This window comes from Acidicapsa acidisoli (genome assembly GCF_025685625.1).
In the GTDB taxonomy this organism is placed as follows: Bacteria; Acidobacteriota; Terriglobia; order Terriglobales; family Acidobacteriaceae; genus Acidicapsa; species Acidicapsa acidisoli.
On the sequence record NZ_JAGSYI010000003.1, the window covers coordinates 587,711 to 600,105 of the forward strand.

At 57.3% G+C, this 12,395-nt stretch carries 6 protein-coding genes; 4 read left to right on the forward strand and 2 right to left on the reverse strand.

Annotated features, from left to right (window positions below):
- Positions 1 to 50: 50 nt before the first annotated feature.
- A complete protein-coding gene (locus tag OHL23_RS20285) occupies positions 51 to 1,742 on the forward strand; it encodes a lipase maturation factor family protein (RefSeq protein ID WP_263353786.1) in 1,692 nt (563 codons plus the stop codon).
- Between the two features lie 165 nt (positions 1,743 to 1,907).
- Here OHL23_RS20285 and OHL23_RS20290 read toward each other — a convergent pair whose 3' ends face one another.
- Positions 1,908 to 2,867: a helix-turn-helix domain-containing protein gene (locus OHL23_RS20290; protein WP_263353787.1), complete on the reverse strand. Its 960-nt coding sequence runs from the start codon at positions 2,865 to 2,867 to the stop codon at positions 1,908 to 1,910.
- 533 nt (positions 2,868 to 3,400) lie between these two features.
- Between OHL23_RS20290 and OHL23_RS20295 the strand changes: the two genes are divergently transcribed.
- From OHL23_RS20295 to OHL23_RS20305, 3 genes are read left to right on the forward strand one after another with little or no spacing between them, the layout of a single operon-like run.
- Positions 3,401 to 6,874, forward strand: coding sequence for a DUF1553 domain-containing protein (locus OHL23_RS20295; protein ID WP_263353788.1), 3,474 nt, complete (start codon positions 3,401 to 3,403; stop codon positions 6,872 to 6,874).
- A 14-nt stretch (positions 6,875 to 6,888) separates the two neighbouring features.
- Positions 6,889 to 8,442 (forward strand): DUF1501 domain-containing protein, encoded by a 1,554-nt coding sequence (locus OHL23_RS20300; protein WP_263353789.1) that lies wholly within the window; start codon positions 6,889 to 6,891, stop codon positions 8,440 to 8,442.
- The gene (locus OHL23_RS20305; protein WP_263353790.1) at positions 8,439 to 9,881 is read left to right on the forward strand and encodes a c-type cytochrome domain-containing protein; all 1,443 of its coding nucleotides are present in this window, start codon (positions 8,439 to 8,441) and stop codon (positions 9,879 to 9,881) included. The genes OHL23_RS20300 and OHL23_RS20305 overlap by 4 nt, the downstream gene beginning before the upstream one ends.
- A 52-nt stretch (positions 9,882 to 9,933) precedes the next feature.
- On the opposite strand, the gene OHL23_RS20310 is transcribed toward OHL23_RS20305, so the two are convergent.
- The gene (locus tag OHL23_RS20310; protein WP_263353791.1) at positions 9,934 to 12,213 is read right to left on the reverse strand and encodes a hypothetical protein; all 2,280 of its coding nucleotides are present in this window, start codon (positions 12,211 to 12,213) and stop codon (positions 9,934 to 9,936) included.
- Between the last annotated feature and the right edge of the window lie 182 nt (positions 12,214 to 12,395).

Below are 12,395 nucleotides of genomic sequence, written 5' to 3' on the forward strand. Positions count from 1 at the left end.
CTTCCGCCTGCGTCGTGAATGATGGACATGCCTTTGGAAGGTGCAACGGCATGGTTCGCACTCTGCGTAATTTCGCGCCATCCTTCCTGCCTGTTTCTATCGCAACAGGCCGCGTCGCATGGCTCTTTGACTCGCAAGCTGGTCTGGCGGATAAGTTTCTGCCTCGCTGGATTTTTCTGCGCGCTCTGGCCGCCATTTATTTCTCGGCATTCTTCTCACTGCTCTTTCAGATCGACGGCCTGATCGGACCGCAAGGCATTCTGCCTGCGCAACGCTACCTTGACGCCGTGCAGGGCGCAATGGGGCTGATGCGCTTCTGGTACGCGCCAACGCTCTTTTGGATATCCGCCGGATCTCACGCGATGATGGCCGTGACGTGGTTAGGCCTGATCGCGTCCGTCGCGGCCTTCTGCAATCTCTGGCCCCGCCTCAGCTTTTTCGTCTGCTTCCTGTGCTTTCTTGCGTTTGTCACCGCGGCGCAGGATTTCTCCGGTTATCAGTCCGACGGCATGTTGCTCGAAGCGGGATTCATCGCCTTGTTCTTCGCACCGCGCGGACTCCGGCCAGGTTTGGGAATTGCAAGCCCGCCCTCGCGAGCCAGCCTCTTTCTGTTGCAGTGGGAGTGGTTCCGCATCTACTTCGAGTCGGGAATGGTGAAGCTGCTGAGCGGCGACCAGCAATGGCGCAATTTCACCGCCATGGACGAGTACTACCAGAATGGCCCGCTGCCCACCTGGATCGGCTGGTATGTCGAGCACCTGCCGCACTGGTTTCACGCCGCCACTGTTGTGGGAACATTGGCCATGGAGTTGGCCGTGGTCTTGCTGCTCTTCTTGCCCGGACGCGCACGACTTATCTGCTTCTTCATCGTCACGCCGTGGGAGATCGGCGTCATACTCACGGCCAACTACACCTTCCTGAACTATCTCGTGCTATCGCTCGGCTTTCTGCTACTGGATGACAGCAGCATTCGATGGCTGCTGCCGCAGCGCTTCCGCAATACGCTGCCGGAACCGCAGCAGCAGGAATCTGCGCCAACCAGCGAGCCTCCGCTATCGATTCTGGAGAATTCCGACGAGCCTAAGGCCGAAATTCCGCCCGCGCCACGCAGATTCGTCAGAGTTCTCGCAACGGCTCGTCTTTTTGTCGCTACCATGCTACTCTCGTGGATCGGATACGCGACCACGGCCGAAATGGTCCGAATGCTATGGTCGGACCTGCCGCTGCCAACTGCTCCCATTGTTGCGCTGGAACCGTTTCGCATCGCCAATCAATACGGACTCTTCGCCGTGATGACGCGCGGGCGATACGAGATCGAGTTTCAGGGGTCGGTCGACGGCCAGAACTGGACGCCGTATCTCTTCCGCTACAAGCCACAGGCGCTCAACGAAGCGCCGGGCATCTACGCGCCGTACCAGCCGCGATTTGAATGGAACCTGTGGTTCGCTTCCCTAGGCGACTGGCAACAGAGCAATTTTGTCGCGCTCACCGAAGAGCGGCTTCTCGAGAACGATCCGTCTGTACTTGGATTGTTCAAAGCAAATCCCTTCCCGCAAGCGCCGCCCCGCTTCGTGAAAGCAGTCCTGTGGCGGTACTGGTTCACTTCCATGGCAGAAAAGCGGCACACAGGCAACTGGTGGAAGCGCAATCTACTGGGCCTCTACGCTCCAGTCGTCACACGCCAGCAAGATGGCAAGTTCAGCGCAGTGGAATGGCCTGAGCCTCTCGCGCCTCATGACTAAGGTTGTGGATCGAAGAAAAGATACGAGGGAAAATTGGCGAAGCTGCGATCCTGCTCAAAAGCGCCGTTGAGTCGCAACAATTCCGTTCTCGTCGTCGCTCCACGTCAAGATCGGCGATGCAAACTCGCGGAGTTTCTACAGGTTTGTCCTCAGAGAGGTGTTCGCTCATGGCATTTTGACAGCTTCTCGCGGGTTCCAGGGTGCCACACATTCCTCATACTCCATTGGATCGCCGAAACCCTCGGTTTGAACGCCGAGTTGGCGTAGAGCGTCCAAGGCCATCAACCTGCGGTGTGCATTGAACGTCATGATATGGGCGAAGACGCCGCCGTAGGTGAAGGTCTCCGCTGGTTCGCATAGAGCGTCGACAAAAGTATCATCCCAACTGGAGCGGTTTCGGATGTCACTGAGGATATGATGCAGTTCAGCATCCGTCTTTTCCAGCCTTTGCAGCATCGCTTGCGGGGAACGCTGCGATTTGGGAGGGCCGTTCATATCCATCTCCGCCCCGGACAGCGCGGCGGTCCAGACTTCTTTAGTGAAGATGATGTTTTCTAAAAGCTGCCTCAGAGTCTTGTTCGACTCTCGCCAGGGCAACAGCTCTACCACCGTGGGAAGCGGCCGATCTAATTGTTCCTCTGTCAAAGTACCCGCGTATTCCAGCAAACGCCGAGTGTGCCAGGAGTCGTTGCCTGCAAAACGATCAAACAAATCCATGTCTTTCTCTCCTTTTGTTGATGAAGAAGGTGCAAAAAAGTGAATTTTATTGGAAGCCGGTAAATGAAAGTGCGGATCACGGACGCGGCGGTAGATGCTGGGAGAAATCCGAAAAGCCCTTCGGAAAGCGCGAGTGAACGCCTCCAGCGAATTGTAGTTGGCGTCCAGAGCAATGTCCGTAACCGACGTTCCGGTATGCCCCAGTTGGTATGCTGCTCTTTCCAACAGTAGCCGCCGTCGCATGGCGGCCGGAGTTTCATCGACCACGGTTCGGAACAACCGGTGGAACTGCGTACGGCTTTGATACGCTCGGCGCGCCAGATCTTGCGTTTTCGCCGGAGTGTCCAGGGAATTCGCGACAATTGCAAGGAGGCGGTCTGCCGTATCATGATCTTCCGCTTTATTCATGCGTTCGGTTCCCCATCTTGAAATCTTGAACAGATCATAGACAAAAGATGACGCCTCCCGCCTGATAGTACGTACCGATCTTCTAGGTCGAAAGCCGGACCAAGACGAATTGACACATTGTGCTACGTTTGGTCACGGCGCTTCGGGAATAATTCTGTCGAATGGCACAGGGAAACGGCATGGTAGAGAACTTCAATGCCCTCACCGGAGAGGCGTTGCGAGATCCTGCATACACCTGGACTTCAAGCGTCTATCTTATTTTTGCGAACCAGCTTTATTCCGATTCTCAACGCATCAGTCCTGGTAAGTGACTTGTATTGCTAATTCCTACCGCGATTTGTCTTGGGCCCTCTGTGGGGTGACGAAATTGCGGCGTTGACATTGACCGAGTAGATCACGGCCAAGCCGGTCAGGAAGTACCAAGAGACGCCTTCGAGTGCAATCTGTCTGGAGAGTAGCCTATACTTTTGGGGAATAAAGTGCAGGGGTTTGTCCAGGTGGTTATGATGTTTTCGAATCTGGCGATTTCAAAGATGACCGCTCGATCCAAGCTGACTCCTGTCGCTTCCATGCCATGGTTCTGTCTTCTCGGAATATTGCTCGGGCCGACATTCGGATGCCATGGAAATCATGCTCACGTGAGCGCCGTTCGGACTACGCAGCAACTCGATTTCAACCAAGACGTGCAACCGATTCTGGCCAGCAATTGCTTTAGTTGCCACGGCCCTGACCCGGAGATGCGCAAAGGCGGTTTGCGCCTCGACTTAGAGGAATCGGCATTCCGGAAGAGGCCGGGACATCCCGACGCCATTGTTCCCGGTCATCCTGAACAGAGCGAACTCATCAAACGAATCGAATCCACCGACTCCCACCACCTGATGCCGCAGTCGCCGCAGGGCGAGGCGAAACCGATGAAGCCGGAGGACATTGCGGTTTTGAAGGAGTGGGTGAAGGAGGGCGCGGTATATCGGCCACATTGGGCCTTTGACAAGCCTATTCGGCCCGCACTTCCCGCGGCCACTCAGAAGGCCGCCTGGGCGAAGACGCCGATCGACACGTTTATCCTGGCGCGGCTCCAGAAGGAAGGTTTGCATCCGTCGCCCGAAGCGAGCAAGGAAATATTGATTCGGCGAGTGACGCTCGATCTGACGGGCTTGCTGCCTGCTCCTGCCGAGGTGCGCGCGTTCCAGAAAGATAACTCGCCCAGTGCCTATGAACATCTGGTGGATGGATTGCTGGCCAAACCCAGCTATGGCGAGGAGCGCGCGCGCCACTGGCTGGATTATGCACGATACGCCGACACCTATGGAATTCATTTGGACAACAGTCGCGATATCTGGCCATATCGCGATTACGTCATTCGGTCATTCAACAACAACAAACCATTCGATCAATTCGCAGTAGAGCAAATCGCCGGAGATCTTCTTCCCGCAAAGACCATCGATCCTCTGATCGCAAGCGGCTATGTTCGCCTGGGTGCAAGCAGCAACGAAGGCGGCGCAATTCCGGAAGAGCTGAGGGCGAACATCGCCCGGGAGCGGACTGAGGCGTACGGAGCTACATTTATGGGGCTGACCGTGGGTTGCGCGGTCTGCCACGATCACAAATACGATCCAACCTCGCAGAAGGATTTCTATGCGTTAACGGCGTTCTTCAACAACATTGACGAGAAGCCTTTCAATGGCGACCGGCCAGTCTGGACGCCGGTGGCGCGCATCCCCAAGCCTGTAAATCACGAAGCCTACAATCGAATTCTTGCAAATCGATCGGAGCTAGCCAGTCGACTCGCCTCTTTGCATTCGCAGGATCGCGTACTGATTCCGCGCTGGCTTGCATCGCGTCAACATCTGGCACAGCCTGTTTCCGCCGATAACCTTGTGCTTCGGCTTCGCCTGGATGAAGGCGGCGGCGACGTATTGAAAAACAGTGCTCCTCATGCGCAGCAGGCTAGTTTTCCCATTGGGAAATTCAAGCCGCAATGGGGAGAGACTACCTGGCTCTGGCCTGATTTTCGCATGGACGCGAGCACACATGTCGCGCTAGGGCAAACCGGCGACTACGAAGGGAACCAGGCATTCTCTTCGGGCGGATGGTTCATGGTGCGCTCGGCACCGAACTACTCCCTGGACAACGCTACCGGCGCGCTTCTCTCTAAGATGGATACGGGCCAGCACAACCGCGGCTGGGATCTTTCCATCGAGAAAGGAATCGTCAACGTTCAGCTTGTCAACGAAGCACCGAAGAACCTGACGATTCCCAAGAGCGTGACGGTCAGGAAGCCGGTCGTAAAGAAAGAAGCGTTTGAGTATCCAACGCCGGTAGATTTAACCCCCAAAGACCTGGCGCCGAATAAACCTGCGCCGAAAAAAGAAGCTTCCAAAAAGCCCGAAGACAAGAAGAAAACCGAAGAGCACAAGGACACAAAACCCAAGCCGGCGGAAGATGCTACGCCTTGGGTGGGGATCAAGGTTTCAGCGACTGAAGCTCTGCCCGTCGACGGCCACTGGAGACATATCTTCTTCACCTATGACGGATCGGGCAAGGCGTCTGGCGTCAAAATCTATGTGGATGGAGCGCCGGTCGCTACGACGGTCGCGATGGACAAGCTGACCCAGAAGTCCATTCGGACACAAGCTCCCATGCAACTTGGCTGGCGATATCCAGATACCGATCCAGCGCGCGAGACGCGCTATCAGGACATCCGCCTGTATGGGCGTGTGCTGACGCCGGAGGAAGCGAAGCAGTTGCCCTTCGAGGACTACGTTGCGGAAGTGACGAGCAAGCCTGCCGACAAGTGGAGCGAGGATGAGCGACATGCAGTCAGCGAGTTCTACTTCAACCATGTCGAGCCAAACTCAATCGCTCTGCAGGAACAGATCCGGCAGTTGAATGCGCAGCTCGACAAGCTGTCAGAGGGCGGCGATCTAACACTCGTTGCCTGGGAGAAGCCTTCCATTGCGTATGCCAATGTTTTGACGCGAGGCGTGTATTCGGCACGTGCCGATCGCGTGGAAGCGAATACACCTCACTTTCTTCCCGCATTGCCCGCGGGCGAGCCGCATAACCGGCTGGCATTGGCCAAGTGGACCGTAAGTCCGGATAATCCGCTAACTGCGCGAGTGACCGTGAACCGGATATGGAACGAAATCTTTGGGACCGGTCTCGTCGAAACAACCGAGGACTTTGGCATTATGGGACAGCGGCCATCGCATCCCGAGTTACTGGACTGGCTGGCTGTCGAGTTCCGCGAAAGCGGATGGGACGTCAAGCATATGTACAAGCTGATGGTCATGTCGGCGGCGTACCGGCAAAGTGCAAAATCGACGCCGGAGCAGCTGACCAAAGACCCCAAGAATCTCCTGCTTGCGCGTGGGCCGCGCTTCCGCATGGATGCCGAGACTTTGCGCGACATTGCGCTTGAGTCAAGCGGGCTGCTGGTGAATAAGATTGGTGGCCCGAGCGTAAAGCCCTACCAGCCAGCGAATATCTGGGAACAGGGCCACAATGCGAGCGACACGCTGCATTACACGCAGGACCATGGCGATGGCCTTTACCGGCGAAGCATGTACAGTTACTGGAAACGCATGGCCATGTTGCCCGACATGGATGCCTTCGACGCGACCATGCGCGATGTGGTTTGCACCCGCAGACAGAGGACGGATACACCTCTGCAGGCCCTTGTAACTATGAACGATGTGCAATGGGTCGAGGCGGCGCGTGGATTGGCTGAGCGGGTGATCAAAGAGGCAGGAACTAACTCACAACAGCGCATTCAGTTGATGGGCGAGCTTTTGCTTTCGCATGACCCGCCTGCGCCGATGGCCGCGGTGCTGGAGAACTCGCTGGAGCAGATGCAGAAGCACTATGCCGCCGATCCCAAAGCCGCGCAGGAACTCGTCGGCGTAGGCGAGAAGAAGAGGGATGGATCGATTCCCGCAGCCGAACTCGCGGCATGGACGATGGTGGCAAGCGAAATGTTGAACCTGGATGAGACGGTGACGAAGTAGCGGAGGGAAATCGAATGAAGCAGCATCCTCTTTGTACCGATACCGAACGCGAACCCGACGTGATGCGTTTTGCCGTCTCTGCAGAAGTGAAGCAGGAGTGGGCAGCGCTGCAGACGCGACGCCACTTTCTGGGACGCACGGGAAAGGTATTGGGATGGGCTGCCATGGCGAGCCTGCTAGGAGATCACGCTCTTCGCGGAGATGCTCCGCAGCAGAATGCAAAAGGCCGTTCGGATGCGCAGGCTGCAGAGCCGCTGAAACTACCGTATTTTGCTCCCAAAGCCAAGCGGGCCATCTATTTGTTCATGTCCGGCGGTCCACCGCAGATCGATCTGCTGGACTATAAGCCAAATCTCGCTGCGCTGTACGACAAGGACATTCCCGATTCCGTGCGCGGCGGGCAGCAATTGACAGGCATGACGGCCGGTCAGGCACGGTTTCCCATCGCTCCCTCGCACTGGGCGTTCAAACGATATGGCGAGACAGGCACCTGGGTCAGCGATCTGCTGCCGAATACGGCGAAGATCGTCGACGACCTGACCATCATCAAGTCCACGAATACGGAAGCCATCAATCACGAGCCGGCGATCATGCTCATGAATACAGGCAATATGAATCCCGGCAAGCCATGCCTGGGGGCGTGGCTTGCGTACGGACTGGGCAGCATGAACGATAATCTGCCCACCTTCATGGTGCTGCAGAGCAAGTTGAATATGAAAGAGGACAATCAGCCCGTCTCTTCGCGGCTGTGGAGCAGTGGCTTTCTTTCTTCCGAGTACGCCGGTGTGGGATTGCGTTCGCAGGGCGATCCAGTGCTTTACATCAGCGACCCAAACGGAGTAAGTCATGAGGTGCGCCGCAAGATGCTGGACGCGGTGAACGCGATCAACCAGCAGACATTCGAGGAGCTTGGCGATCCTGAGACCCATGCCCGCATTGCTCAGTACGAGATGGCCTATCGTATGCAAACCTCTGTGCCCGAGCTTGCCGATCTAAGCAAGGAGCCCAAGTCGACCTGGGACCTTTACGGCCCGGACGCAAAAGAGCCAGGAACCTTTGCCTATAACTGTCTGATGGCTCGCCGCATGGCTGAGCGCGGTGTGCGCTTTACGCAGGTCTACAAGCGCGGCTGGGATGTGCATGGCAACGTGACGGGGACACTGCCGATTCTTTGCCAGGAGACAGACCGAGCCTGCTATGCGCTGGTAACAGACCTCAAGCAGCGCGGCCTGCTGGACGACACGCTCGTCATCTGGGCGGGCGAGTTTGGCCGCACCGTTTATAGCCAGGGTGGACTCACGCCTGAGAATTACGGCCGGGATCACCATCCGCGTTGCTTCACCACATGGATGACGGGCGGAGGCGTGCGCACGGGCATCACCTTCGGCGAGACAGATGAGTACAGCTATAACGTCATCAAGGATCCGGTCACGGTGCGGGACTTCAATGCGACTATCCTGCACTGCCTGGGCATCGACCACAACAAGCTGACGTATAAGTTTCAGGGCCTCGATCAGAAACTGACCGGGCCAACACCGGCAAGTGTGGTGCAGGGTCTGCTTGCGTGACCAATCGTGGAGGGCTCGCCGAATTAGCTGATCGGGTTCGTCCGAAAAGCAAGTCGACACAATGGATATGGATAGCGGCGCTGACGCTGAGCGCTGCGCTTGTATTGCTGCCATGGGTCGTCAAGCTCGATGGCAAGCCTCACGCCGATTGGGAACAGTTCCTGGGCCGCTTTCATCCCCTCGCGGTGCATCTTCCTATCGGCTTACTGGTGCTGCTTCCGCTGCTTGAGATCGTCGGCAGATTCCGACCGGCGCTGCGCGAAGCGGCAAGCTTTGTGCTTGGTTTCTCGTTCGCCAGTTGCCTGTTCGCACTGGTGCTTGGAGTTCTCCTCGCTTTTGGCAGCGGCGACGCTGGCACAGGCGTGACACTGCATGAGAGTGGCGGAATCGTACTCACCATCGGCGTGCTTCTATGCCTGCTCGCGCGGCCATGGTGGTCGTCAGGCAATGTGCCGTATGTCTATCCCGCGTTGCTGACCTGCACATTGCTGGCGCTGGTATGGACGGCCCACCAGGGCGGCTCGCTTACCCATGGAAGCAATTACCTCACGCAATATATGCCCGCATCCCTGAAGCGCTGGACCACGTTTGGAACAACGCCGCCTGCAACCTCGTTCTACGCCAAGCGAATCAACCCTATTCTCGATGCAAACTGTGCTGGTTGTCATGGTACTGGAAAAGTGCAAGGCGGCCTACGCCTGGACTCCTACGAGTCGCTGATGAAGGGTGGCCAGGATGGTCCCGCGATTGTTGCAGGCAAGCCTGAGGAGAGTCTGCTGCTTGTGCGAGTCACGCTTCCGCCAAGTCACAAGCAGTTCATGCCGGCCGAAGGCAAGCCGCCGCTCAAAGCGGAGCAGATTGCCTGGATCAAAGCATGGATTGAGCAGGGCGCTTCGCCGACAGCAGTCTCTCTGGCTGGAATCTCGATCCATGAAGATCGGCCGGAACTGCCGCTGCAACCGGTGGGAGACTATAGCTCGTTAACGCCGGAGATCCGTCGAATGGCCCAGGGGCAGGGAGCGAAACTGATGCCAGTGTCGAAGAAGCCTGAGGATGGATTGATTTTGTATACGGTCGACGCCTCTGCCTCCTTCAACGACTCACAGCTTGCACAATTCCAAAAATTTGCGCCTTATATCGTGGAGGCGGAACTCGGACGTACGGCCGTGACCGACGCGAGCTTCGATACGTTGAAGCAGTTCACCCATCTGCGTGCTCTGCATCTGGAAGAAACGCAGGTGACCGGTGACGGGATTTCAAAACTGGCTCCTCTCTCGCAGTTGACTTATCTGAATCTGAGTGGCACAAAGGTTACGGCAGCAGCTGTTGTATCGTTGAGCTCGATGAAGAATCTGCGTCAGATTTACCTTTACAACACGCCCGCTCAGCCCGCTCCCGCCTCAGAACCGAGAAATCCCCTTGCGGCGAATGCACCATGAACGAGATCCGTCGCGTTAGAGTATCTTCCGTTTGGATGAGCGGGAATTTCGCTCAGGCTTCCCTGCGCAGATCGAGCCCGGCCTCTCCAGATCGAATGCGAAGCAACTCGCTCCCGTACCGCACATGATGCAGCTCTCCGCGGAATCCCCGCCGCACCGCGGCGTCCATCAACGCAGCTTTGCCTCCTGGCTTGGCGGCATAGCCAAAGAGCGTGCCGATAATGGTTTCCGCAAAAGCGCCGCCGCCGGAACACTCGCGCATACAGCCTTCCCTTTGAGCAATCCGTACCGGCGCATCATATTGGCTCCGTATCGGACCGTAAAATTCATGCGCCTGCGCGTAGACGCCTTCGTAGATCGCGGCCTGTGTTCGTCGCAGAAACGTAATCGCGTCCTCCCAGTAACCCAATGCGCACATCGCATCCACCGTTACCGCCGGCCATGCATCGTATGCACCCATCGATCCATGATCGGGACGGTCAGAACTAGCTGCGGCTACGTCGAGCATTGACTGCGCACGCATCCACTTCTCGGCCAATAGCTCCCGCTTCACGAAGCCAACCATCTCCCCTCGCACATTGACTGGAAGATCGCCGGCCATGAAGCGGCCCACCGTCGCAAAGTCATAGCAGTGGCGCATCTCTACTCGGCTTCCGTCCCGGTGAAGGCTCGCCCAAACACCCGTTCCAGGAACGTACAAACTCATCACCGCTTTTACCATTGCATCCGCTTCGGCGTGCATTTGGCGGGCCTCGTCGGAATTGCCAACCGCCTGCAGGATGCCGGCAAACTCGCGCATCATCCACACATCTGCGGCATTGAACGACGGCACCTTGTGAATATAGGTCGGCACGCACTCCAGCAGGTTAGGGGCCTCGCCGTAATCGGCCAGAGTGTCTGTGGGCGCGCGCAGCAGCTTCTTCCAGTTCGTCGCCAGCACGCGTAGCCGTTCGAGCACCGTCTGATCGGCGATCTTCTCCCGCAGGAAATCCATATCCTGCGTAACGCAGAGATAGGACCACGCCAGCCGGAAGATCGATAGATCATTTGCCGCGTATCCGCGCAGGTCCCACCCCGCCGGCACCCGCAGTTTCTCCGGCGAAGGGGGCCGCTGATCTGTGAAGATGATTACCGCATTCGCATGGGGATCCTGCTCCAGGAACAACTTGAGCTGCTCCTTCATCTGCTTCGGCTCCAGCATGGCAAAGAGCGTCGAGAACAGCGATGTATCCCAATAAAACACGGTGCCCTTGGCCCGCTCGCCGCTGGTGATAAAGGTGCGATTGCTCCAGAGATTGGTGCGCAACAACACAAGCAGCGTCAGCACGCTGCGATAGTAGATTTCGTGAATTGCGCCGTCGTCGGTCATCAAGACGGGTGCATTGCCGGAGAAGAACCCGTTGCCGGGCGTGAAGGCGGCGCTCCATCGCTCCTCCCAAACCCTCTTCGCGCGTTCCCACTGCGCCTCAAACCAGGCAACAGAGGTCGCTTGATCCGCTTCGGCGCTTTGCCTGCCGTTCACGTCGGCTGCACTCATCAAAAAGCGAATCTCACGGCTCTCTCCGGGCTGCAGGCGCATTGTCCATTGCGCCTCCGGCTCGACCGCTTTCGCCTCGGACCCATCCAGAAAACGGTAGATTGCGGTCATCTTCCGCTTCGCATTCCGCGCGCTGGCTGAGTCATGGCTTACAACGCGCAAACGAACACCTCCTCCTGCGAAATGATCGACGACCTCTTCCAACAGAGCCACCGCTTGTATCTCAAAGCCGGCAGCCGTATGGTGCAGCTCGCCGTTAGCGGCCACACCGATATGAAAGCTCTTCTCCGCCGATCCAGTATTGGTGAGCCTGAGTCGCCAAAGAACGATCGTGTCCTCCATCACCAGCCGGTTGGTAGAAAGTACCTCCAGATCGCCGGCTTTGACTCGCCGCTCCGCCTGATACGCACACCAGCGGCAGCTCGAACTTTCGTACTGCCTTCCGTCGATCAGCAGGCGGCAGAGCGGCAATGCGTTGTAGATGTACCAGCGCGGACCGGAGTCCTGATAGAGCTGGCCGCCAGGGAGAAAATTCACACCCACCAGGTCGGGTGCGCAGGCGGCCATCTCATGAAAATTATGCAGGGAGGGCATATGAGCCAACTGGCTGCAATCCAGCCACCCGGTCGCCAGTTCGTCGAGCGTGGGAACCCGACCGGCCTCCTGCTCGGCGCCAAGCTCAGCTCCACAGGCGAGTCCTCCTTTCGAGGCGATGCCGACCGAGAGCGCCGCGAGAGTTGAGCCCAAGAAGCTGCGCCGGCTGATGCTCCCCGGCGTAAATGGATCGTTCGTCATCTTTCCCCTCAGAGTAGCCTTTCATCGTTGGTTCAACTTGCTGTTACTGATAACCCGCGTTGGTATTTCGTTCAACTCCAAAATCCGCAGCTGTCGTAATGCCTGGGATAAGGAGAAAAGCTCCCTCTCCAAACAGCTCTACTTCGAGAGAGTTGAACCGTCCATTGCCAAGCGCTTGAAAT